Raw genomic sequence first — 24,343 nt, 5'->3', positions numbered from 1 at the left:
AGGTTATTCTTACTTACTGAATAACCTCTTTTTATGAAATTAAAAAATCATATAGGTCAGTTTAAACGAATAATTCCCAGACCAACGGTTCGAATATCTCGTATATAAATTGCTATTTTCATAAACCAGACCTGCGTCACCTGAAATTCGTACATGGGGAGAAACATAATAATTAGCAGAAAACGTAAGGCTTGTAGCCGAATTATACCTGACTTTGTCCTCATCACTCAACAATAACCTGTCCGAAATTCCAACATTCAAATTTGTGCGTGTATTGGGATAATATCCAATGCTATAACCTCCCAGAATAATACCGCTGCGCCAATTATAGGTCGTCTCATCACCACTCGCTTTAGTTGAAATGTGGTTATAAGTTCCGCTCAAAGATATGTTGGCTGAATGTTGCCAATAAAGGTTTACCGGTTTCTCGTAATTAAAAGGCACACTTATGTTGAATCCCGTCTGAGATGTTCGTAAAAAATCTATGTGATTTTTATAATTGTGATAAAAAGGCTTAATGATCAGACTTACATCACAACCAGATCCTCTTTTAAACAGGTCACCGTTCATCCAATAATCATAAAGTGTCGTAAAGTACTCTGCAGTCGTTTTTTTAAGATATTTGTTATTTAACAAGAATGAATCAACATTAGATATCTCATCAATTAAATGCAGACGACTATCCAGAAAGCGCTTGTTCTTAACCTTGGATATGAGTTGTGCAAGGCGATTCACCTCATCATCAGACAATCTTTCAGTAATAATTCCTTTACGTGATAATTCATCCAGAATATACACCGCCTGGCGGGCATCCTGAATCGGTTCAATACGTCCACGACCTATCATTACCAACGGAGAAATTCCCAATATTGTATTTTTTGAATTCAGCGCATCTACATATTTTGATTTATAATAAGAAAACGATACGTCGCCTCCAAGTCCCCAGAAACATTTTTTCGAAGTGTAAAATCGGTAATTATTTGCATAAGAGGCAGAAAAAATAAGTTCGTCCGTCTTCGATTGAGAAGCTTTCAGATTCTCAAGACTGATGCCGGATAGATTAAACAGAACCTGATGTTCTCCAATTAGACTTCTTGTGTTTACATAATGTTTGAAATCCAGATTTGCCTCTCCCTGTATCTGGTCAGTTCTTTCTTCATAATAATCTTTAGATGTAAATTCACCTTGAGAGTTCAACTTAACATCCAGTGAACTCCGCTTGATATCAGGTGTTTGATAATCCTTTAATAAATAACTATCATAACTCTGTGCTTGCGTGCATATAGATACATGAAGTAATGATACACCTATAATCGTAAAAATTTGTTTTCTCATAATATTAATATTAATAACAATGTTTATCAATTAAAATATTTAACTAAAAATAATATATATAGTCATTTTTATGGATTAGAAGATGTAATTTTACATAAATAATCATTAATACAATAAACACAAAAATCAAAATATTTTTTCTTATAAACAAAATATTATTCATATATTTTAAACTATAAATAGAAGTGCCTACCTAAAACATTGATATTGAATTATTATCTGTCTGTCCTTTTCTAATCACTTCACAATCTTTAGACTTCTTCAGTATAAAGGCCACCAAAAGTTCCGGTACAGGGAAAACAAGAGAATTTATCAATTTCTGATTGCCCATATTTGCAAAAGCCAAAAAATATTTTCATTAATCACAACAAACAAAGAAATAAAAACAAATCATACAATTGGAATTATCTATCTTTTTGATTAATTAGACGACCATAACAACAACACAAAATGGTTAATTCTTATAAAAACAGATATTAGTCAACACTTTTAATAGCAATAAGAAATTAGGATGATTTTATTATTATTTTAATTTTTCTTTGTTTTATACATTACTTTTTCTTATTTTTCGTGCATTCAAATATGTAAATCAAAAAATAAAAGTATCTTTGCATATCTTAAGCATTGGAAATTCAAACGATGGAAGAATTTGACGCTATAAAAGGACTAATAAACGAAGGTGAGATAGAAAGAGCAATTCAGGCATTGGATCTGTTCATTGAGAAGAATCCGTCATGCGATGAAGCTTTTTATCTTCGCGGAAATGCTTATCGAAAACAAGGGAACTGGCAAATGGCAATCAATAATTATCTATCTGCTATCGAAATCAACCCTCAAAGCCCGGCCCTGCAAGCTAAAAAAATGATCATAGACATCCTGAATTTCTATAATAAGGATATGTACAACCAATAAAATCTTAAGTTATGGCTAAAATAAAAGGAGCAGTAGTAGTAGACACCGAACGTTGCAAAGGATGTAATCTCTGTGTAGTAGCCTGCCCGTTAAATGTGCTCGCACTTACTAAAAAAGAGGTAAACATCAAGGGATATAATTTTGCACAACAGATAGTTGAAGACACCTGCAACGGATGTTCTTCTTGTGCAACCGTGTGTCCGGACGGATGTATTACGGTTTATAAAATTAAACTGTAAGTTACCTGAGTCACGACTAACAAATAAATGAATCCAAAAAAACTAAATACATATGGAAGAAGAAGTTCTCTTAATGAAGGGTAACGAAGCCATTGCGCATGCAGCTATCCGCTACGGAGCCGATGGCTATTTTGGTTATCCTATCACTCCTCAATCTGAAGTATTGGAAACGCTGGCCGAACTGAAACCCTGGGAAACAACCGGAATGGTTGTCCTACAGGCAGAAAGTGAAGTGGCAGCAATAAACATGGTATATGGAGGTGCCGGATCAGGTAAAATGGTTCTAACCTCATCTTCAAGTCCCGGAGTTAGCTTAAAGCAAGAAGGTATTTCATACCTCGCTGGTGCCGAGCTCCCTTGTTTAATTGTAAACGTAATGCGTGGAGGCCCCGGTTTGGGAACAATCCAGCCAAGTCAGGCAGACTATTTTCAAACAGTAAAAGGCGGTGGTCATGGCGACTACAGACTTATAGCCCTTGCACCTGCTTCGGTTCAGGAAATGGCCGACTTTGTAGGACTGGGTTTCGATCTTGCATTCAAATATCGCAATCCCGCAATTATTCTGGCCGACGGTGTTATTGGCCAGATGATGGAAAAGGTAATTCTCCCAAAACAGAAAAAACGTCGTACCGATGAAGAGCTGATTGCTCAGTGTCCTTGGGCTACAACAGGAAGAAAAAATGGAAGAAAGCCTAATATCATTACTTCACTTGAGCTTGCACCAGCTGCAATGGAGCAGAACAACCTGCGTTTCCAGGCTAAATACAAGACAATAGAAGAAAACGAAGTTCGCTATGAAGAAATTAATTGCGAAGATGCAGAATATCTGATCGTAGCATTTGGCTCATGCGCTCGTATCTGTCAGAAAGCTATGGAGCTGGCTCGTGCAGAAGGTCTAAAAGTAGGACTTCTTCGTCCTATTACCCTCTGGCCTTTCCCTACAAAAATAATAGCTGCTTATGCTGAAAAAGTAAAAGGTATGATTTCTGTAGAGCTTAATGCCGGACAGATGGTGGAAGATATCCGCCTTGCAGTGAACGGACGAGTAAAAGTTGAACATTTCGGCCGATTGGGAGGTATAGTACCCGATCCTGACGAAGTGGTTGCGGCAATCAAGGAAAAACTAATTAAATAAGAAACAATGGTAAATCTTGATAAAATAAGATTGATTCTGAACATCATCTTCATGATTGGCGCTTTAAGCACCATTGTAGTGTTTTTCGTAGTCAAGAACGACTTGGTAATGATTGCAGTTTGCTTTTTTACTATTTTTGTTAAATTCGTTGAATACGCATTGCGATTTACTCAAAATGCGATCAACCGCAATAAGAGGAGGAACGACGATGACTAAAGAAGAAATAATCAAACCCGAAAACTTAGTATATAAGAAACCAAAGCTCATGAATGACAACCCGATGCACTATTGCCCGGGATGCAGTCATGGGGTAGTACATAAATTGGTTGCCGAAGTAATTGAAGAGATGGGCATGGAAGATAAAACCATCGGAATCTCTCCAGTGGGATGTGCTGTATTCATTTACAACTACATTGATATCGATTGGCAGGAAGCTGCACACGGACGGGCACCCGCTCTGGCAACAGCCATTAAGCGCTTGTGGCCTGAAAGACTTGTCTTTACTTATCAGGGAGATGGTGACCTGGCTTGTATTGGTACAGCTGAAACTATTCATGCTCTGAACCGTGGTGAAAATATCACAATTATTTTTATTAATAATGCCATATACGGTATGACTGGAGGCCAGATGGCTCCCACAACATTGGTAGGAATGAAGACTGCAACCTCTCCTTATGGTAGAGATGTTTCATTGCACGGCTATCCGCTTAAAATGACTGAAATTGCTGCAACTCTTGAAGGTACAGCTTATGTTACACGCCAGTCTGTACATACAACAGCTGCAATTCGTAAAGCTAAAAAGGCTATTCGTAAAGCATTCGAAAACTCCATGAACGGAAAAGGTTCAAACCTGGTGGAAATTGTATCAACATGTAATTCCGGTTGGAAAATGAGTCCTGAGAAGTCCAATGTATGGATGGAAGAAAACATGTTCCCATATTACCCATTGGGTGATTTAAAAGATAAAGAATAATCTAAAAATCAGAGCAATGAAAGAAGAAATAATTATAGCCGGATTTGGTGGGCAAGGTGTCTTGTCAATGGGAAAAATCCTGGCCTATTCAGGCTTAATGGAAAATAAGGAAGTTACCTGGATGCCAGCTTACGGACCGGAACAAAGAGGTGGAACTGCCAATGTTACCGTCATTATCAGTGATGAAAAAATATCTTCTCCAATTTTAAGTAAATACGATACTGCAATCATTCTTAATCAGCCTTCTTTAGAAAAGTTTGAAAGTAAGGTGAAACCTGGTGGTATTCTGATTTATGACAGTTACGGTATTATTGTTCCTCCAACACGCACCGATATACAAGTTTATTGCATAGACGCCATGGATGCGGCCAACGAAATGAATAATGCCAAAGCTTTCAATATGATTGTACTGGGTGGATTGCTGAAACTTCGTCCGATGGTAACCATTGAAAGCGTAATTAAAGGATTGAAAAAGACTCTCCCCGAGCGTCATCATCATTTAATTCCGATGAATGAGGCAGCTATTCAAAAGGGAATGGAATTAATAAAGAAAATATGATAGATAAGATCAAACAGCTACTGGAAGAGGTTGAAACGTTAAAAGCAGCGAATGCTGAAGAACTGGAAACTCTTCGAATTAAGTATTTAAGCAAAAAAGGAGCCATCAATGACCTGATGGCCGACTTCCGCAACGTACCTGCCGAACTAAAGAAAGAGGTTGGGATGAAGTTGAATGAGCTGAAAACAAAAGCTCAGGAAAGAATAAACACCCTGAAAGAATCTTTCGATAGCCAGGACAGCGGAGCATGTGATTTAGATTTAACAAGAACAGCATATCCTGTTTCTCTGGGCACCCGCCACCCATTATCAATTGTCAAGAATGAAATCATTGATATTTTTGGCCGTCTTGGATTCAGCATTGCCGAAGGACCGGAGATTGAAGATGACTGGCATGTATTCTCTGCGCTGAACTTCGCAGAAGATCATCCGGCTAGAGATATGCAGGATACATTCTTTATTGAATCGCATCCCGATATCATCCTTCGTACTCACACTTCTTCCGTGCAAAGCCGTGTAATGGAAGTTTCACAACCTCCTATCCGCATTATTTGCCCGGGACGTGTGTATCGTAACGAAGCAATCAGCTACCGCGCACATTGTTTCTTCCATCAGGTTGAAGCTCTCTATATCGACAAAGATGTGTCTTTCACCGACCTGAAACAAGTGCTTCTGCTCTTTGCTAAAGAGATGTTTGGTGCGGATACCAAGATTCGTCTTCGTCCAAGCTACTTCCCATTCACCGAGCCAAGCGCCGAAATGGATATCAGCTGTAATATCTGCGGCGGAAAAGGATGTCCTTTCTGCAAACATACCGGATGGGTAGAAATCCTTGGTTGCGGTATGGTCGACCCGAATGTTCTCGAAAGCAACGGTATCGATAGCAAAGTATATTCAGGTTATGCCCTGGGTATGGGTATTGAAAGAATTACCAATCTGAAATATCAGGTAAAAGACCTTCGGCTGTTCTCAGAAAACGACACACGTTTCCTGAAAGAGTTCGAAGCGGCAAACTAATATGAATTATAAATGAACAAGGAATAATGAGCAATCCGACACTCGGGTTTCTCGTTATCTCTTGTTCATTATTTGTTTTTAAAAATCTGCTTATGGCAAAAGACAAACTAGTTACGCGCAGTTATATCTTAATTCTTGCTGCAAATTTCCTGTTGTACTTTGGCTTTTATCTACTACTCCCAATACTGCCTTTTTATCTCACGGAAGTTTTTCACTCAGGCAACGCAACTATAGGAATTATCCTCTCTTGCTACACCATCGCGGCACTTTTTATACGACCTTTTTCCGGGTATCTACTCGATACTTTCGCACGAAAACCGCTCTATTTATTTGCCTATTTCATCTTTACCGGTATATTTTTAGGTTATCTGTTTGCAGGAGTACTTACTCTTTTCACCATACTTAGAATCTTCCATGGGCTGGCATTCGGCACGGTAACAGTTGCCGGAAACACAATTGTGATTGATATTATGCCCTCTTCCCGCAGAGGAGAAGGGCTTGGGTATTATGGAATGATGAACAATACGGCTATGAGTATCGGTCCCATGGTGGGACTTTTCCTGCACGAAGCCTACTCGTTCCAAACAATATTCTGCTGCGCCTTTATCTCGTGCAGTCTCGGGTTTATCATGGCTTTCCTGGTAAAGACACATGCAAAACAACACATCAAGCGGGAGCCTATCTCGCTCGACCGCTTTATTTTGATTAAAGGGATTCCTGCCGGCATCGATTTGATGCTGCTATCGGTTCCTTACGGAATGACAACCACCTTCGTTGCCATCTACGCCAAGGATATTGGGATTACAAGCGGCACAGGCCTTTTCTTTACTTTCATGGCAATAGGTATGGCCGTTTCACGCCTGTTTGCCGGGAAGCAAGTAGACAAAGGGAGGATTCTCTCGGTTATTTCCTGGGGAATGGGGCTTGTCTGTTTCTGCTACTTCCTTCTTTCGGCATGCGCCCTATTAATGGAAGTAAACCGAATTATGACCATCACGATATTCTTCAGTATTGCCCTCTTTCTTGGAATCGGGTTTGGCACCATGTTTCCGGCGTTCAACACACTGTTTGTGAATTTGGCACCGAACTCACAACGCGGAACAGCCACGTCTACGTATCTTACATCTTGGGATATGGGCATAGGAATCGGAGTTCTCTCAGGAGGTTACATCGGACAGTTTACCACGTTCGATAGAGCCTTCTTCTTCGGAGCCTGCCTTACACTCTTTGCTGTTTTTTATTTCAGAAAAAAAGTTGGTCCTCATTTTGTGCAAAACAAATTAAGATAGATGAGTAAAAAAGAGTTATATAAAAAAGTCATTGAATGGTTTCAGCAAAATATGCCGGTGGCAGAGTCTGAACTCAATTACAACAATCCGTATGAATTGTTGGTCGCAGTAATCCTATCGGCACAATGCACCGACAAGCGTGTTAATCTGATCACCCCCGTACTTTTTAAAGACTATCCTACCCCCGAAGCGCTTGCAGCAAGCACACCCGAAGTGATATTCGAATACATCAAAAGCGTATCTTATCCCAACAACAAGGCAAAACACCTTGTGGGCATGGCCCGGATGCTGCATAACGAATTCAATGATGTAGTGCCGTCGGATCTGGACCTTCTCGAAAAGATGCCAGGTGTAGGAAGAAAGACAGCCAACGTGATTCGTGCTGTGATATTCAATAAAGAGGCAATGCCTGTTGATACGCATGTATTTCGCGTATCCAACCGCATTGGGCTTACCACAAACTCAAAAACCCCACTTGCCACTGAGAAAGAACTGGTAAAATACATTCCGGGCGAATTGCTTCCCATTGCACACCATTGGCTGATTTTGCATGGAAGATACGTCTGCCTTGCCCGAAATCCTAAATGTGATAAATGCGGATTACAATTGCTATGCAAATATTACAAAAGTGAACAAAAATATAACATCATGCAAGACAAAAGCTCTTAAAACGGGAAATTATTAAATAATAATTATTCGATAAGCTGGAATTTTAATTAACTTTGCAACACGATATAGAAATTTAGAATTTTAAATAAAGAGAATTATGCAAACAATTGACAAATTCAACTTTGCCGGTAAAAAGGCATTCGTTAGAGTGGACTTTAATGTTCCATTGGATGAAAACTTCAACATTACAGACGACACTCGTATCCGTGCCGCTCTTCCTACATTAAAGAAAATTATCGCAGATGGCGGTAGCCTTATTATTGGTTCTCACCTCGGACGTCCGAAAGGAGCAACTGATAAATTCTCATTAAAACATATTATTGGTCGCGTTTCTGAACTGCTTGGCGTAGAAGTACAGTTTGCCAGCGACTGCATGGGCGAAGAACCAGCTGCAAAAGCTGCCGCTTTGAAACCAGGTGAAGCTTTATTGCTCGAAAACCTTCGTTTCTATGCTGAAGAAGAAGGTAAACCAAGAGGTCTTGCCGATGATGCAACCGACGAAGAAAAAGCTGCAGCTAAGAAAGCTGTAAAAGAAAGCCAGAAGAACTTTACTAAAGCTTTGGCTTCTTATGCTGATTGCTACGTAAACGATGCATTCGGTACTGCTCACCGCGCTCACGCTTCTACTGCACTTATCGCAAACTACTTCGATACAGACAACAAAATGTTTGGTTACCTGATGGAAAAAGAGGTAAAAGCGGTAGAAAAAGTAATGAAAGACATCAACCGTCCTTTCACTGCAATCATGGGTGGTTCAAAGGTTTCTTCTAAAATTGAAATCATTGAAAACCTGCTGACTAAGGTAGACAACCTTATCATTGCCGGAGGTATGACTTATACTTTCACTAAAGCATTAGGTGGTAAAATAGGTAACTCTCTTTGCGAAGAGGATAAGCTGGATTTAGCTCTCGAACTGCTTGAAAAAGCAAAAGCAAACAATGTAAACATGGTATTGGCTGTTGATGCTAAGATTGCCGACAAGTTTGCAAACGACGCTAACACTCAATTTGTTCCTGTAAACGAAATTCCTGACGGATGGGATGGTTTGGATATCGGTCCTAAAACAGAAGTTCTTTTCGCTGAAGTTATCAAGAACTCTAAAACAATTCTTTGGAACGGTCCTACTGGAGTATTCGAATTCGAAAACTTCACATCAGGCTCACGTGCTGTAGGCGAAGCAATCGTTGAAGCAACAAAGAACGGAGCATTCTCTCTTGTTGGTGGTGGCGACTCAGTTGCTTGCGTTAACAAGTTCGGCTTAGCTGATGGTGTTTCTTATGTATCTACCGGTGGTGGTGCATTACTCGAAGCTATCGAAGGCAAAGTTCTTCCAGGAATTGCAGCTATTCAAGGCGAATAATTCTCCCGAAGAGATTTAAATATTAAAGAGAGTGTTTTAAAAACGCTGCAAATCCAGTGGATTCGTACTATGTTTTTAAAACGCTCTCTTTTCCCGTTTCACAGATTCCTTATCATTACACTCTCATGAAAAGACACTTTATTTCCATCACTCTTATTCTGACAGTATTACTCTTTGCCTCTTGCAAAGGAAAAGAAAAGATAGCAGATCACATTGAGTTACAGCAACTCACACTTGGTATTATCCCTTCAATGGATTATATTCCTTTCGCAGTAGCTCAGAAACAGGGTATCTATGACTCGTTAGGATTAAGTGTAGATTTTGTGAAGTTCCAGTCGGCCAGCGACCGGGATAATGCCTTTAAAACAGGAAAGCTCGATGGTGCCATCACAGACCTGACCCATGCCATCTTCTTACAGGCAAACGGTGCCGGACTAAAAATTATCATGAAAACCGATGGCGCTCTTTATCTTCTCACCGGAAAAGAGTCGGGAATCCGGAAACTTTCAGATTTGAAACTGACCAATATCGGAGTGTCCGAGAATACTGCCGCCGAGTTCTTCACAGATATTACTTTGCAATCGGCAAATATCCTCACTGAGAATGTGAACAAGCCAAAAATAAATAAGATACCTGTTCGGCTCGAGATGCTTCAAAACGGGCAGATTGACGCTTCATTCTTTCCGGAACCATTTGCTACAGTTGCCAGAAACAACGGAATGAAAACCCTTATTACATCGAAAGAGTTAGGAATAAATGTATCCGGAACCATTTTCTCAGAAAAAGCCATTCAAGAGAAAAGCGAAGAAATCACTGCATTGGTGCAAGGATACAATCTGGGAGTGGAATTTATTAAGACCCATCCGGCAAAAGAGTGGATTAAGATTCTGGCTGAAGATTCAGAATTACCCGAATCGGCCGTAAAACATGTTCATTCTACAGATTTTCAGAAAGCAGAACTTCCTGAAGCAAAAGATTTAAAAGCAAACATCTCTTGGCTTAAAGCCAAACAACTTATCAAAAACAACTTCACAGGTGAGAATCTGGTTGATAGCACATTTGTAAAATAACTACAGCAATATCGCAACAGGCCATTTCAGGTATAAAATTGAACGATTAGGATAATTTAAGTAGGTGCATACAGATATTTTTTTATCTTTGTTTGTTATAAAAGAAACTAATTGTGCAAAACTATGAACGAAGCAGCCATTAACGAAGAATATGAACGGATTATCCAATTACTGGACAAGAAAAGATTATCTGAAGCATTAAACCGTATGGAGGCCTTTACTCAGGATTTGTCTGACTGGACATTAAAGAATTCCTTGGAAGAGCTACAAACCTCCTATCGATACATGTTACAGTACATGCAACAAGGAGTTACAGACCCTGAACGTAATAATCTTTACAAAAAGCTATTATCTACTGCTTATAAGCTTACCGATAAGACAAGAATTACCAAGCTGACTCCCGGCTCAATAGAATATTATTTCGACAGAAGAAGGTATCATAAGTTTGTTCCTTTGCGTACACTTCCGGCAGTGCAGATGGATTTGGAAAGTTACACCGAAGACATGGCAGTAAACAAACTGATGCATTATACTGAAAAGCAGGCAGCAGAACTGGGAGCCATACGTCGCCGTCACGAAACAGCAGTTTCCGAACTATTTTATATATTGTGGCTTGCCGATCCTTGGGAAGCCCAGGAGGAAGAAGAGGCCCGCGCTTTTCTTCAATCAGCATTGGTGCAGATAAATGACCTGTCATTGTTTGTTAGCGCATTGACATTAAGCCTGATGGAGTTTTTTGACATCCGCAAAATGATGTTGCTGTTCGATGCATACCAGCATTCCGCAAACGATGTCAACCAAAGAGCCATCATTGGACTTGCCCTTATTATTTTCCGCTACGACAAACGGCTGGCTCTTTATCCTGAAATTGCAGCCCGCTTAAAGCTGCTTAACGAAGATGCCATCTTTGCCAATAACCTGAGTACAATACAAATTCAGCTGCTAAGATGCCGCGAAACAGAAAAGATTGATAAAAAGATGAGGGAGGAGATTCTTCCCGAACTGATGAAGAACCCCAACCTTCGGAATGTAAAGTTCAACCACGAAGCGCCGGATGAAGAAAGCGGACAGAACGATAAAAACCCCGATTGGGAAGACTGGATGGAACAAACGGGGCTGAGCGATAAGCTGAAAGAGATGAATGAGCTTCAGATGGAAGGAGCCGACGTCTACATGAGCACCTTTGCCCAGCTGAAAACATATCCTTTCTTCCGTGAGATGGCCAACTGGTTCTATCCGTTCGACATGCAGCACTCTGCCGTGGTACAAACATTCTCTACCACACCGGTAAAACGCGATGTGTTGCTCGACACCATTTACCAGTCGGGCTTCTTCTGCAACAGCGATAAATACTCCTTCTGCTTCACAATGATGCAGGTTCCCGAAGCACAGCGCGAAATGATGGCACAGCAGTTCGAAGCACAGAACGAGGCAATGAACGAAGAAAAGAATTACGATAAAATCATTGCCTATGCTCAGCATGCCGACACCATTAGCAACCAGTACATTCACGACCTCTACAGGTTCTTTAAGATACATCCCCGCAGGCACGAGTTCAAAGACCCATTTATGGAGTCGTTGAATCTGCAAAATTGCATTACGCTAAAAGATACTGTTAGCGACATAAGCAACCAGCTCTCGCTTGCCGGGTATTTCTTCCACAAGAACTACCTGCTCGAAGCCTGGCTTTTGTACGAAGACATTGTTAAAGTAAACAAAGGAGATGCTGAAATCTATCAGAAGATGGGCTACTGCATGCAAAAGAACAAAGGATACGAGAAAGCAATCGAAGCATACCTTCAGGCCGACATCCTGAAGTCCGACAGCATCTGGACCAACCGCCATCTGGCCATGTGCTACCGTCAGCTAAACCAACTGGACAAAGCCCTCTCCTACTACCTCAAGGTAGAAGCCGCCCAGCCCGATAATCTTTCGGTACTTCTTCAGATAGGCCACTGTCTTTTAGGACTTAAACGTTATGACGAGGCACTCAACTACTTCTTTAAGGTTGAGTACCTCGACTCCGAGCTTCCTAAAGTATGGCGTGCCATTGCCTGGTGTTCGTTCGTTATTGGCAAACACGAACAGGCGATGAAATACTATACAAAATTGCTGGAGAAAGAGACTCAGCTCATGGATTATCTCAATGCCGGCCATGTGGCTTGGAGCCTCGGGCAGTTGGAAAAAACCGTAAAATACTATGCCACCAGTCTTGCCATGAGCGATAATCAGGAGTCCTTCCTCGAATTGTTCAACAAAGACCGTGAAGAGCTAATCAGGCAGGGAATCAATGAAGACGACATTCCGTTAATGCTTGATTTGCTTAGATATTACAGGTAAACTCCCTATCTTCACAATAACCCAAAAGAGAACCCTATGCTGCGGTTCTCTTTTTTTTAGGGTGCTAGGGCCCGATTACTGTTGTTTGAGGTGCTTCAACACATAACCCCTTTAAATACGTAATCATATTTCTCATTTAACTAAAATATTTGTTTACATATAAACAACCTTATTCACCTTATTATCAACACTTAGCAGCTCTTCGTGGTGCAGAGGGTGGAGATGAAAAGGCATTTTTGCAGTCGTGAAAAATTATTTCAAAAAAATTCTTCAAAAAACTGAATTTTCAAAATAAAATTTCAGAAAAGGTTGGCAGGTCTATTTTACTCCACCCTCTGCACCACTTTCTGCCCCACTCAAAGATGCACAGTGCTGTATATCTGCACTTTACACATTTGATAAGAGAATAATACCGGGGTGGCAGTAGATTTTATACTCCACCCTGCATACTTTTAGGCTTGCGATTGCACCATTTATCGGTCAACCCACCTCTTTAAGCAGGCGCACATGGTGCACTCCTCTACTCCCATATCCCTCTTTCAAGCCTCATAGTTGTAAAGTCAACCCATATCAGAGTTTGCCTATTCATCAATCAACCGATTATCCACTTAGAAGCATTTGCAGTCAACCGTAATCAGTTTAGTACACTCTCAACGTTGAATTAAGAGTCATAAAGGAAGCACTAACCATTTATTGGCGAAGAGTTAGCCCAATCATGTACAAGATTAGGGGGTAATCATGTACATAATTGAGTTCAATCTTGTACATGATTGAAGCAAAACGTGTACAAGATTGGGGTAATACGTCGTGTTGTTTTGGTTAGTTCTTCCTGTTGCTTCTGCTAATTCCTCATGAACAAAGAATAATCTTCGGAGCAGACCGTAACTCTATCTGCCGGAAAGAAGTTCCGACAAAAAGAGGTCGTGTATTGTTGCATATCCGCCAATCCTTGATAAACAAAACAAAAACAGACCGGAACAGGTAGTTGGCAGACTGTCATATTGGTCAACAAGCCCTTCTGCAGCTATTCCATGCACCACACCAGGTAGAGGTACCTGCTTCATCCGATTCCATTGCCGTAAACCACTCATCCGGCTCCATTTTTAGTGGCATTTCAGCATAATGTAATTCCTCTGCACCATTCATTTAAGAATACAATCAACTGATTATCATTAGAGTGCAAATTTAGAGGGTGTAGATGGTGTAGTAAAAACAAGCTATTCACGTTTCTAGGAAATCATATTTGAAAAAAATTATTTTAGAAGAATTTTCAGTTTTCATTTTCTAGAATCGAAAAACTGCCGTTTTATCTACACCATCTACACCCTTTTTTGTTACACCTGTACCACCCCAATAGAAGCATCAAGCATATTTGGCGTTTTAAGGACTGAAGTGATATTAAAACCTTATATATATATTTACACATTTTATGTATTCCATAACGATAATAGAACATTAATCATTATATTTGTCGGACGAAACACTATTTAAAATAACATTTTCATTGGATAGTTGAAACAAAAGAATATGACTAAATGATTTTTTAATAATATTCTTCAAATTGACAACAAACCTTTGGTTTACAAACAGACAACCAATAAAACAACAAACTATTTAAAAACATCTATGATTGACTATTTGATAAAATTAGATTATGTATTGGGATACCAACGGTTTCAGAAACGGGAAAATGCATATAAACCGGAAGAAACATGCATAATATTAATGGACCTAAAAATGGGTAATTTAGGAATACTATCCTTATATTTTGTCACAAGATTGCTTTTAACACTGAATATATTCTGTACAGAAACCCTTTATTCATATGGGGCTGTTATGCTGTTGTTCATATTCTGGATGCATTTTAAAATGGACAAAAGAATTGATCGGGCACCAATCAGGAAAGCGGTAAAGATGATGTCGGAAGAAGAGAAAAGGAAATATGCGATATTATCCTATGTCTATACATTTGGTACACTTTTGTTATGGATGTTAGCATTTACCTGGCCTATTTTTGTTTATGGAAGAGCAGCAGCGGCCCATTAAAATAATATGATCGATTAGTAATCTTTTCAAAAAAACACTCTGGATAAACTAATGAATCTGCGATTTGGGTAACCCTCTAAAATGACAAATAATATATTATAAAACCATGAAACTATTTCGTTTTTTATTTTATAGATTATATCAACTTATGATTAGTGTAGGAAATAAAGATTTGGCAGAATTTTGTGCCATTCTTCTAATGACAATGACATTATTCTTAAATTACATTACTTTGAAGTCACTATTATACGTTTTTACAAAAATCAATAAAAATATTCTTGATATCCCTAACACAATAGTTTTAACTATTGCCTTTGTTTTGGTTTCTATTTTCTACTTATCATTTGCAAGAGAAAAGAAATTTTTAGAAATAAAAATGGAATATGAAAATGAATCAAGGAAAAAGCTATTAACAGGTAGACTTGTTGTGATTTGCTATTTAGTTTTATCATATTTGTTATTTTCTCTTGGCTTATATTTGATGATGATGAAAAACCGGGGAGAGTTATAATGTATCTTAGTTTTATTCCGGTTATTTATCACTTGCATGCAAAGCTAAAGGCATGCAAATGCTAAAGATGTTCTAAGCTACTTACTAAAAACGATTACAAAAATAACAAGGAAGTAAATTATAAATAATTAAACATTAGCAGGGAATAAGTGCTCATTAATGAGAAAAAATAAAAAAATATGATTAAGAAATTCTATTATTCAGTTTGGGCTGACTTGATTTTGCAACTACAAAAAAATCCTTTTAATAAAAATAGTTGGAAATGGTACTCCCTTTTTGTTATGTCATTATGTTTTGGGTTCAATTTTGTTTTTTTACTATCATTTTTGCCAAAAGATTTTGCCCCGACTAAGTTCTTTCGTGAGTTTCACTTTTTTGAGTCAGAATTTCTTGACACGTTAACTCATGCCCTCATTCTTTTTTTATTACCGGGATACCTTATCCATTATCCTCTCGTGTTTTATAAAAATAAATATAAAAATATTATCAAAAAATACAAACCTCATGATGGGAAATTGTTTATAAAATATATGTTGATTTCATTACTTACTCCACTAATAATATTAATTATAGCTTTTATTATTTGCAAATTAACATAGATTGAATCTTATGCAACAAATTTTGGAGATATTGGCAAAACTACTGTTTGTTCCAATGGAGGTGTGACTTTTAACAACCCAACGGCTGGGCTGCTCACTAACTGGAATACAAAGTTATATTGCATATAAGAAAGATGGAAATAGAATAAGATATAATACAAAAGAAGTAATTACTAAAGCTACTGGTAGTTGAGTTGGTGCTTTTGCTAACTTAAAAACTGGTTCATCATTGGGCTTTGAAATAGGCTGGGAAGCGGGTTTGTGTTTCGAAGGATGGGGTGCAATATCCGGTGCAGTAATTGGTAGTGTTGCCGGAGGGTTTATAGGAACAATTGGTGGAGCTTTGGGAGGTCAATGGATTGGAGGAGAATTGTTTGAACCACATAAATAAAAAAAATGAAAAAGATTGAATGGTTTTGGAATGTGATTCACTATATGTTATACAGATGGGATATAAATTTCAGCATTGCATTGAACTATGCACTTCCATTTTATTGGATAAATAAAATTCCAGTAGTGAAAAGGCATAAAGCAAGGAATGGCATGCCCGATATGAATGGCTTTTATCGGGGAATGATGAATGATCCTAAACATGGCGCAAGTATTATGTGGGCCAGCATTCATATTGGCGGAATAATTGTTTTGATTGAATTTAGCATTTATTTTCTCTGTGAAGCATTTACCGGAAAAGACATATTATATGAAATTATTCTCAATAATACATATTTAATAATACCCGCTTTAATTTTACAACTTATTATTCCGTATTGGATTAATAATCAACTGCTGTTTAAAAATGACAAATACTTAGATTACTTCACAGAATTTGATCTTAAAGATATAAAATGGAAAATTAAGTGGGGTTTTATTACGTTATTATTGATATTATTTGCAATCGGTTCATTCTGGGGAAGTCTAATATTAACACATTAAATGCAGAACTACTGGTGAATTGGTGGATGGGGCGACTCTTTAAAATAACGAACTATAAAACTATTACGTTTTTTATTTTACAGATTATATCAACTTATGATAAATGTTGGAAATAATCTGATACTGCAGAGTTATATGCAATTCTTCTAATAGCAATGACGCTTGATTTGGAGACATTTGATCTATACCCGATGCTGTAATTGAAGGAGCTATAGGCAGATTTATTGCTGGTATAGGTGGATCTGCAATTGGCGATTTCGCCGTTTATTTTATTACTTAAATATTTATTATGGAAAGATTTTGGAATCTAATACACTATTTTGTTTATAAAGCTCATTACAAAAGTCATTTAATCTTTAATAAGATAAATCCTGTGTTCTATTTTTACAATCTCCCTTTTGCTAAAAGACATTTTGAGAAAAAAGGGATAAATCCAGTAGATGAAGTTAACAAAGCATTCAAAAGAGCCGACTTTGGGTTAAGTAGTCTTTTTGCCGGTGGATTTATGAATACATTAGTTCTACTGATATTTTTTGGACTATTAAATATATACTCAGGTTTAGTTCAACAAAAATTAAATTTAAATCTATTCGATTTCATTTTAACAATATGTATTTCGTTAATAATAAATTATCATTTACTATTCAAACATGACAAATACATTGCTTATTTCAAAGAATTTGATAAAATGCAAATAAATAAAAAAAGAAAATGTTTTTGGACAGGTTTATTAGTTATTTTGGGTATTTTATTGTATTTTATTGGTAGTTTTATATATTTAAGTTACCGGTTTTATTGAAAGGACGGGGCTGTATTAGCCTTTGATATGAGAATACAAAATAGAAAATGGTGGAGCAGATTGATCATTCTAGATGAATGTATTTTGCGTATCCTTGAATGAATCTACATAAACATTTAATACAGGGATTAAAAATAAAAACAAATTAAAAATGAAAAGAATATAAATTTGTTTTTATTTTTGTGGTAAAGAAATGGACAGTATTATAAAAAACAAGGGATTAATAAAAATATTTAGTAGAAGAAAAACATAATGGTACTTTACAGCTTTACGAAAAAACATTTTGGAAATATGTTCACCTTATCTCATGTAAACTGCATGATGAACGGTATATTATAGAGTCTATTGGTAACATGATGTATTATTATTCACTTCGCTAATTTTACAAACAATATTATGAAAAAGGCCAGTTTACTAATAGCATTAATACTGTTTTCACAGCATTCTCATTGTCAAAAAAAATACAACTGACAATATTTAACCAATAAACGATAAGCTATACTCACGTAAAACAAAATATGAAAGAGCATAATTGCAGAGTATGTGGATTATATATAGAAGACAAGCCATGGGGCAAGGATGGATTATGTCCAACCTATGAGATTTGTCCTTGCTGTGGAGTTGAATTTGGTAACGAAGATTATACCCCAGAATCAATAAAAAGATTTCGGAATAATTGGATACAACAAGGAGCTAAATGGGATGAGTCACGTGATAAACCCGAAAATTGGAATTTAAATGAACAATTGAGAGATATTCCTGATGACTATCTATAAAATCAGTACCATATTAATTCTATTTAAGCAAATAAACAATATAAGATTACTTATGTTATGCATTTACTTCATTCAAAGGAAATATAAAAAACAACTACCATGCAGAATTTGATCTTTCCCATAGCAGACGCTCTTCTTAATGCAATAATAAAATCGCTGCAAATAATTAATAAATATATTAACATGAAACACTTAATTGTTTTATCATTTTTATTATTAACAACAAGTGGTCAAAATAAACCAACTAATTTAGAATCAGAGAAATTGATAGAATCATTCTTTGATACATATAAGAATAAAGGCGTTAAAATGGCCCTAAATGAGATATTTGCGACAAATGTTTATTTTAGTATGATGCACTCTAATACTACTGATGAAGTAAAAAACAGATTGACTTCATACACAGATTCCATTGGGAAATATTGTGGCTATGAAATTGTATCAAAGCGTATTATTGGAAAATCATTGATTCATTATTCGTGCATAGTCAATTATGAAGTGCAACCCATTAGGTTTCAATTTACACTATATAAGCCCAAAGATAAATGGTTATTGTATAATTTCCAATTTTCAACAGATTTCATGGATGAGCTAGATGAATCAGCCAAATTTTATTACATAGAATGATGATGGAAAATATCCCTTTCTTTAGTATCTGTTTACTAATTGGTGGTGCATTGCAAATTTTATGCTTCCTAAACATATTTCATCAAACGAGAAAATCAAAGCAATGGTCAACAACAACAGGAAAAATACGTTCTTCTGAATTAATAGACTTTGGCTGGAATCACGACAGTTCGAGTAAATCATATAGAGCAATAGTTGAGTATCAGTATCAAGTAGATGGGGAAATATATTCTTTAAAAAAAATCTATTACGGTGATTAGATAGCCATATGCTTCTCATCCTATATAAAGAAAATTGTAAAGCAGTACGGCATAGGAGAAGAATGCATGGTGTACTATAATCCGCAAAAACCTCAAAAATCTGAATTAAAATTTATCCTGGATCTTCCGGTTTATTTTGTACTTTTATGCGGTCTGTCATTTGCTGGCATAGGCATGTACCTATATTCTTTTTGAATTATTGTGGCAAGTTTTAGTTTTGGCATTATCATTTTTTTCAAAAGAATATTGTTATGAAAACTAAAAATGAAATATTAAAACAATGAATTTTTTATATTCTTTTGGGTGTCTCCTTGTGGGAAGTGTTTTTCTTTATATATGCTATAAAGATGGAAAAAAAATAAAAGCTAGTTTTACAACATCATATGTAGTCCATATTAGGGGTTATATAGGTTCTATTGCATTTATTATCATGGGACTAATGCTTCTTTCAAAAGAATTGCAAAATGCAATTATTATCAAGGAGATAATTAGATTGGCAATTCCTTTAATTGGTATTGTTGCTGGTTTGTATTTAAAAACGTCAAAAAAGGAAAAGTATCAGTCGATGAGGAAATATTGGCTGTTCTTCGTTATTATAGGGACAATAACATTCCTATTCCGATTATCATTGTTACTGGCTTAATGATTAATTTCCAAATGACAACATCCCAATAATTACGTAAATAAAAAATGCTGGTTATGATGTTGTATTTAAACAAGAACCTATGATCCGGAAACAATAATTTAGGTATGCCAGCAATAAAGTAAATAATAAATATTCAAACTAATAACAGTAAAAATATGAAGCGGAAACTTTTATTTAATTTGCACTATTATTCGTACACAATAATACATGCTTTGTTTTTAATTTACTTACTCTTGTATGCGTTTTGGCTAAAAGACATATCTATATATTACACCTATATAATGATCTTATTATCTGGGATTTTATTAGGATACAAAATATCTGATAAAACACATAGTTATCTAAATAATTCAAAAAAATAATGATATGAATAAGTATACAAAACTGACGAAAATTATGTCAAAAGTTATGCTTTCGATGTTCGTAATATTGGCTGTATTTGAAAACGAGTTGCTTAAATCAAAATATTACATTTATTGCGCGATTATTGGCGTAATAGTTATAACATTTGGATTTGCTGTCTTTATTTTGGAATATATTGAAGATAAAAGAAAAGGTAAAAAATAGTGTAATGGCCATCAAATTAACAAGACGTATTGCATTTCTGATCCCGAATAAATTATTTTGTAATCTACAAATAAGAAACCAATAATAACAAAAGAGCCATTTCCAACCTACAATGAGGACTGGAAATAGCTCCATTATATAAGTGAAAGTTATAAATTAAATCTGCTTCAGCTCCCGATACAGCTTTTGGATGGGCAGACCCATAACATTAAAATAGGAACCGGAAATCTGTTCCACACCAACAAAGCCAATCCACTCCTGAACGCCATAGGCGCCTGCTTTATCGAACGGACGGTAATGGGTTACGTAATAGTCTATCTCTTCCTCATCGAGCGTAGCAAATGTAACGTCGCTCACTGAATAAAAACTCTTCTGGAATGTTTGGGTGGTAAGGCATACGCCGGTAATTACCTCGTGCGTTTTCCCGGAAAGGCGACGAAGCATCGCTCTGGCATCTTCCTCATCTGTGGGCTTTCCAAGCACTTCGCCTTCCAGCCACACAATGGTATCGGCGGTAATAATCAGTTGGTCGGGTTTAATAAGATGCATGTAGGCATCCGCTTTGCCTTTGGCGATATAGACGGGAATCTCTCCTGCCGACAAGGTTTCGGGGTACGACTCGTCTACATCGGGTAGTGTCTTGACGGTGTACTTCACTCCCAGCCCCGTCATCAACTCTCTTCTTCTAGGAGAATTGGAGGCAAGTATTATCTTGTATTTATTTAAATTATCGAGCATTTATAATCTGTTTAAAATTACCATCCAAAAGCCTCTCCGTTAAGCCATTTGCCCTGGGCTTTGAGAACCTGTTCCACAACATCTCTTCCGCAACCGCACCCGCCGTTCTTATGAGAGATATAGAGTGACGCTCCTTTCACTTCGGGAACTGCATCGGCCGGGCAACAAGGTAGTCCGCAGGTTTGAAGAATCTCCAAATCGGGGATGTCATCGCCCATGAAGAGAATCTCTTCGTCTGCAAGATTGTACTTTTGCTTGAACTTATTGTAATCGTTTATTTTAATACTGGAGCCCATATAGAGGTCTTTTACACCAAGCCCTTCGAAACGGAGGCGCACGGAGTTTGTTCTTCCTCCTGTGATAATTGCTATATGAAGCCCGTGTTTAACTGCCAACTGCAAGGCATAACCGTCTTTGATATTGACACATCGCATTGGCTCACCGCTTGGATGAAGTGGAACCATATCGGAGCTCAGCACTCCGTCCACATCAAAAGCCAGGGCCTTTATCTTCTTTAAATCGTAATTGATTGTACTCATAACCTGTGTATGCTTTTGCTTAATAGTTGATAAATTTCCTGCATCTCGGGTTCGCCCGACAGCAGCTCAAGGTGTTTATTGATAACCTTTTCATCATAACGCACTGCAGGACCCGTTTGCGCTTGGTGCGGAGAAAGATAGTGCACTTTCTTTTCGGTCTCCTCAATCAAAGGAAGAATATAGTCGAAAGGTATGTTGTATTGTTTCAATATCTTCTCTGCAAGTGCATACATGTGATTCGTGAAATTGCAGGCAAAAACAGCTGCCAGATGTAGCTGACGGCGTTTTTCGGATGATAGCTCGCAAACCTGATTCGTGATACATGCAGCCAGCTCTTTGAGCAAGCTATTATCGTCGGGGTTATTGCATTCGATAAAAACCGGAATGGAATCGAATTCAACCTTGCGCTGTTTACTGAATGTTTGGAGCGGATAAAAGACTCCTTTGCGTTTTACGGAATCGGGCCAGATGCTTAATGGCAGGCTGCCCGAGGTGTGAACCATCAAGGCTCCCTCCTTGCCTGCAATGATTTGCGGCATCAGCTGGGCAACTACATCATCTTTCAGTGCTACGATGTATATATCTGCATCGGTAATGACCTGCGCAAGTGATGTGGTGTAATCGGCACCCACGGCTTCAGCCAGTAATCGTGCGGATTCTTCCGTGCGACTGTATATCTGTGAAATTTTTATTTGTCGGTCGAAGAAAGCTTTAGCCAGATTGGTAGCGAGATTTCCGGACCCGATAAATACTATTTTATTTGCTTCCATATTTGTTGATATGAATCTTCTCCCACTGCAGATTTTCTTCGTTGAAAGGCTTACGTTCCATGCCCTTATGCCCGATGGCAATTATGGATAGAACCTGCAACTGCAATGGAATATCCAGAACTCCGTGTACATATTCGTCGGATGTCATTCCGGTTGCCGCAAACCTTTCGCGTACCTGCACCCAGCAACTTCCTAGTCCGAGGTCTTCGGCCTGCAACTGAATCATAATTGAAGCAACCGAAGCGTCTTCTATCCAGACATCGCTTACCAACGGATCGGCAGCAACAACTACAGCCAAAGCAGCATCGGCAATGAAGTTTGCGCCATGCTCTTTGCAATGGGCTAGTTTGGCAAGTGTTTCCTTATCATCAACAACAATAAATTGCCAGGGATTATTACGTTTAGAGGAGGGAGACATCAAAGCTGCTTTCAATAAATTTACCACCTCTTCCTGAGTAAGTTCTTCAGAGGTAAATTTTCGCATGCTTCGTCTATTCTTTATTAAATCGCTAAAATGTTCCATCATTATTATATTGCATATTCATTAAACCACAAATATACAACTAGAATTTTGATTTTATGGTTAAGAATTATAAATTTGCGACTATATGACTCTAAAGCTCTCTACATATTATCATGTTGATGACATCCCTGACTTGCCGGGGAGCAACGTATTTTATTCCAAAGAGATGTTTCATGTATATGAAGCCACTCCGGGATACTCACCCGTTTTGGTTGTGGCATATAATGAACTGAAACCTCTGGCCAAAATACTGTTTGTAATCAGAAAGTCAAACAGGCTGTTTCCGCCGAGCATCATTCGACGCTGCGAAATATATGGCACGGGCGAATATTTTGATGATATGGTTAATAGTGAACAGGTTTTTGAGGAGATGCTTGAATACATTACCAACATTGCTTTAAAGGAGTCGTTCGTTATTGAATTCAGGAATCTGGAGAACGCCCTGTTTGGCTATAAAGCATTCAGAAACAACAAGTACTTTCCAATTAACTGGATGAGGGTAAAAAACTCACTCTATGACAATAAAAACTTATTGGAAAATATAAGTGTATCCAGAAGAAGACAGATAAAAAAAGGATATGCAAATGGGGCAAAAGCGTATACTGCCGACACTCCTAAAGATATACGTTTATTCTCGAAGATGCTGAGAAAGAACTATTCGTACAATATACGTAAACATTTTCCTTGCATCGAGTTTTTTGAGCATTTTGACGAGAATGCTGTGCATAAAGGAATAGGTAAAATCTTTATCATAAAATATAAGGAGATGATTATCGGAGGATCGGTGGTTGTTTTCTCTGGAGAAAATGCTTATTTGTTGTTTTCAGGCGGGATTAGAAAAACTTATAAAAATCTCTATCCCGGAGTTCTTGCTATATGGGAAGCACTGAAATTTGTTCATAAAATGGGATACAAGCATCTTGAATACATGGATGTGGGGTTACCGTTCAAGAAACATGGATACAGGGATTTTGTTCTCCGATTTGGTGGAAAACAGCAAAGCTCCCGAAGATGGTTCCGACTGAATTGGCCGTTTTTAAATAAATTTTTCGCCAGAATATACACTTAACTCGTTTTTTACGTTATTAAATGATAAAGGCATGAACGTGCCT

The 24,343-nt window shown here is 37.6% G+C and carries 28 protein-coding genes; 22 read left to right on the top strand and 6 right to left on the bottom strand.

Features of this window, described 5'->3' with window-relative positions; genetic code table 11:
* Positions 1 to 39: 39 nt before the first annotated feature.
* Positions 40 to 1,335, bottom strand: coding sequence for a hypothetical protein (locus tag ABWU87_RS02560; RefSeq protein WP_353333002.1), 1,296 nt, complete (start codon positions 1,333 to 1,335; stop codon positions 40 to 42).
* Between the two features lie 639 nt (positions 1,336 to 1,974).
* Here ABWU87_RS02560 and ABWU87_RS02555 point away from each other — a divergent pair.
* The 12 genes from ABWU87_RS02555 to ABWU87_RS02500 all read left to right on the top strand — a co-directional run bounded on the left by ABWU87_RS02555 (position 1,975) and on the right by ABWU87_RS02500 (position 12,897).
* Positions 1,975 to 2,247, top strand: a complete 273-nt coding sequence (locus tag ABWU87_RS02555) for a tetratricopeptide repeat protein (protein ID WP_353333000.1) — start codon at positions 1,975 to 1,977, stop codon at positions 2,245 to 2,247.
* 11 nt (positions 2,248 to 2,258) lie between these two features.
* Positions 2,259 to 2,486 (top strand): 4Fe-4S dicluster domain-containing protein, encoded by a 228-nt coding sequence (locus ABWU87_RS02550; RefSeq protein WP_353332998.1) that lies wholly within the window; start codon positions 2,259 to 2,261, stop codon positions 2,484 to 2,486.
* A gap of 52 nt (positions 2,487 to 2,538) precedes the next feature.
* A complete protein-coding gene (locus tag ABWU87_RS02545) occupies positions 2,539 to 3,621 on the top strand; it encodes a 3-methyl-2-oxobutanoate dehydrogenase subunit VorB (RefSeq protein WP_353332996.1) in 1,083 nt (360 codons plus the stop codon).
* A gap of 6 nt (positions 3,622 to 3,627) precedes the next feature.
* On the top strand, positions 3,628 to 3,837 hold the full coding sequence (locus ABWU87_RS02540; protein WP_353332994.1) for a hypothetical protein: 210 nt from the start codon (positions 3,628 to 3,630) through the stop codon (positions 3,835 to 3,837).
* Positions 3,830 to 4,594, top strand: a complete 765-nt coding sequence (locus ABWU87_RS02535) for a thiamine pyrophosphate-dependent enzyme (protein ID WP_353332992.1) — start codon at positions 3,830 to 3,832, stop codon at positions 4,592 to 4,594. The genes ABWU87_RS02540 and ABWU87_RS02535 overlap by 8 nt, the downstream gene beginning before the upstream one ends.
* Positions 4,595 to 4,610: 16 nt before the next feature.
* Positions 4,611 to 5,153 (top strand): 2-oxoacid:acceptor oxidoreductase family protein, encoded by a 543-nt coding sequence (locus ABWU87_RS02530; protein ID WP_353332991.1) that lies wholly within the window; start codon positions 4,611 to 4,613, stop codon positions 5,151 to 5,153.
* A complete protein-coding gene (gene pheS / locus ABWU87_RS02525; protein ID WP_353332989.1) occupies positions 5,150 to 6,169 on the top strand; it encodes a phenylalanine--tRNA ligase subunit alpha in 1,020 nt (339 codons plus the stop codon). Before ABWU87_RS02530 ends, pheS begins: the two co-directional genes overlap by 4 nt.
* A gap of 92 nt (positions 6,170 to 6,261) precedes the next feature.
* The gene (locus ABWU87_RS02520; protein ID WP_353332987.1) at positions 6,262 to 7,458 is read left to right on the top strand and encodes an MFS transporter; all 1,197 of its coding nucleotides are present in this window, start codon (positions 6,262 to 6,264) and stop codon (positions 7,456 to 7,458) included.
* Positions 7,459 to 8,127 carry an endonuclease III gene (gene nth, locus ABWU87_RS02515; protein WP_353332985.1) on the top strand — a complete coding sequence of 223 codons (669 nt, stop codon included), beginning with the start codon at positions 7,459 to 7,461 and terminating at the stop codon, positions 8,125 to 8,127.
* Positions 8,128 to 8,224: 97 nt separating this feature from the next.
* Positions 8,225 to 9,487: a phosphoglycerate kinase gene (locus ABWU87_RS02510; protein ID WP_353332983.1), complete on the top strand. Its 1,263-nt coding sequence runs from the start codon at positions 8,225 to 8,227 to the stop codon at positions 9,485 to 9,487.
* Between the two features lie 125 nt (positions 9,488 to 9,612).
* The gene (locus ABWU87_RS02505; RefSeq protein WP_353332981.1) at positions 9,613 to 10,557 is read left to right on the top strand and encodes an ABC transporter substrate-binding protein; all 945 of its coding nucleotides are present in this window, start codon (positions 9,613 to 9,615) and stop codon (positions 10,555 to 10,557) included.
* 123 nt (positions 10,558 to 10,680) lie between these two features.
* Positions 10,681 to 12,897, top strand: a complete 2,217-nt coding sequence (locus tag ABWU87_RS02500; RefSeq protein ID WP_353332980.1) for a tetratricopeptide repeat protein — start codon at positions 10,681 to 10,683, stop codon at positions 12,895 to 12,897.
* Between the two features lie 887 nt (positions 12,898 to 13,784).
* Here ABWU87_RS02500 and ABWU87_RS02495 read toward each other — a convergent pair.
* A complete protein-coding gene (locus tag ABWU87_RS02495; RefSeq protein ID WP_353332978.1) occupies positions 13,785 to 13,988 on the bottom strand; it encodes a hypothetical protein in 204 nt (67 codons plus the stop codon).
* 535 nt (positions 13,989 to 14,523) lie between these two features.
* Here ABWU87_RS02495 and ABWU87_RS02490 point away from each other — a divergent pair.
* The 9 genes from ABWU87_RS02490 to ABWU87_RS02450 all read left to right on the top strand — a co-directional run bounded on the left by ABWU87_RS02490 (position 14,524) and on the right by ABWU87_RS02450 (position 20,661).
* Positions 14,524 to 14,943, top strand: a complete 420-nt coding sequence (locus ABWU87_RS02490) for a hypothetical protein (protein ID WP_353332976.1) — start codon at positions 14,524 to 14,526, stop codon at positions 14,941 to 14,943.
* 106 nt (positions 14,944 to 15,049) lie between these two features.
* Positions 15,050 to 15,454, top strand: a complete 405-nt coding sequence (locus tag ABWU87_RS02485) for a hypothetical protein (RefSeq protein WP_353332974.1) — start codon at positions 15,050 to 15,052, stop codon at positions 15,452 to 15,454.
* A gap of 828 nt (positions 15,455 to 16,282) precedes the next feature.
* Positions 16,283 to 16,444 carry a hypothetical protein gene (locus ABWU87_RS02480; RefSeq protein WP_353332972.1) on the top strand — a complete coding sequence of 54 codons (162 nt, stop codon included), beginning with the start codon at positions 16,283 to 16,285 and terminating at the stop codon, positions 16,442 to 16,444.
* Positions 16,445 to 16,449: 5 nt separating this feature from the next.
* Positions 16,450 to 16,986: a hypothetical protein gene (locus ABWU87_RS02475; RefSeq protein ID WP_353332970.1), complete on the top strand. Its 537-nt coding sequence runs from the start codon at positions 16,450 to 16,452 to the stop codon at positions 16,984 to 16,986.
* 289 nt (positions 16,987 to 17,275) lie between these two features.
* On the top strand, positions 17,276 to 17,785 hold the full coding sequence (locus ABWU87_RS02470; RefSeq protein WP_353332969.1) for a hypothetical protein: 510 nt from the start codon (positions 17,276 to 17,278) through the stop codon (positions 17,783 to 17,785).
* 518 nt (positions 17,786 to 18,303) lie between these two features.
* The gene (locus tag ABWU87_RS02465; protein WP_353332967.1) at positions 18,304 to 18,561 is read left to right on the top strand and encodes a hypothetical protein; all 258 of its coding nucleotides are present in this window, start codon (positions 18,304 to 18,306) and stop codon (positions 18,559 to 18,561) included.
* Positions 18,562 to 18,744: 183 nt separating this feature from the next.
* Entirely contained in the window at positions 18,745 to 19,188 is a 444-nt protein-coding gene (locus ABWU87_RS02460; protein ID WP_353332966.1) for a hypothetical protein, read from the top strand.
* 260 nt (positions 19,189 to 19,448) lie between these two features.
* Positions 19,449 to 19,643, top strand: coding sequence for a DUF3592 domain-containing protein (locus ABWU87_RS14915; protein ID WP_434533915.1), 195 nt, complete (start codon positions 19,449 to 19,451; stop codon positions 19,641 to 19,643).
* Positions 19,644 to 20,460: 817 nt separating this feature from the next.
* A complete protein-coding gene (locus ABWU87_RS02450; protein ID WP_353332964.1) occupies positions 20,461 to 20,661 on the top strand; it encodes a hypothetical protein in 201 nt (66 codons plus the stop codon).
* Between the two features lie 156 nt (positions 20,662 to 20,817).
* Here ABWU87_RS02450 and ABWU87_RS02445 read toward each other — a convergent pair whose 3' ends face one another.
* From ABWU87_RS02445 to ABWU87_RS02430, 4 genes are read right to left on the bottom strand one after another with little or no spacing between them, the layout of a single operon-like run.
* The gene (locus ABWU87_RS02445; protein WP_353332962.1) at positions 20,818 to 21,399 is read right to left on the bottom strand and encodes a Maf-like protein; all 582 of its coding nucleotides are present in this window, start codon (positions 21,397 to 21,399) and stop codon (positions 20,818 to 20,820) included.
* A gap of 17 nt (positions 21,400 to 21,416) precedes the next feature.
* Positions 21,417 to 21,938 (bottom strand): KdsC family phosphatase, encoded by a 522-nt coding sequence (locus ABWU87_RS02440; RefSeq protein WP_353332960.1) that lies wholly within the window; start codon positions 21,936 to 21,938, stop codon positions 21,417 to 21,419.
* Positions 21,935 to 22,720, bottom strand: coding sequence for a Rossmann-like and DUF2520 domain-containing protein (locus tag ABWU87_RS02435; protein WP_353334398.1), 786 nt, complete (start codon positions 22,718 to 22,720; stop codon positions 21,935 to 21,937). The genes ABWU87_RS02440 and ABWU87_RS02435 overlap by 4 nt, the downstream gene beginning before the upstream one ends.
* The gene (locus tag ABWU87_RS02430; protein WP_353334397.1) at positions 22,695 to 23,231 is read right to left on the bottom strand and encodes a nitroreductase family protein; all 537 of its coding nucleotides are present in this window, start codon (positions 23,229 to 23,231) and stop codon (positions 22,695 to 22,697) included. The genes ABWU87_RS02435 and ABWU87_RS02430 overlap by 26 nt, the downstream gene beginning before the upstream one ends.
* An 85-nt stretch (positions 23,232 to 23,316) precedes the next feature.
* Between ABWU87_RS02430 and ABWU87_RS02425 the strand changes: the two genes are divergently transcribed.
* Positions 23,317 to 24,300: a GNAT family N-acetyltransferase gene (locus tag ABWU87_RS02425; RefSeq protein ID WP_353332958.1), complete on the top strand. Its 984-nt coding sequence runs from the start codon at positions 23,317 to 23,319 to the stop codon at positions 24,298 to 24,300.
* Positions 24,301 to 24,343 lie beyond the last annotated feature (43 nt).

Origin of the sequence: Bacteroides sedimenti, assembly GCF_040365225.1 — a bacterium.
GTDB lineage: Bacteria > Bacteroidota > Bacteroidia > Bacteroidales > Bacteroidaceae > Bacteroides > Bacteroides sedimenti.
This window is presented reverse-complemented; position numbering and strand designations above follow the sequence as displayed.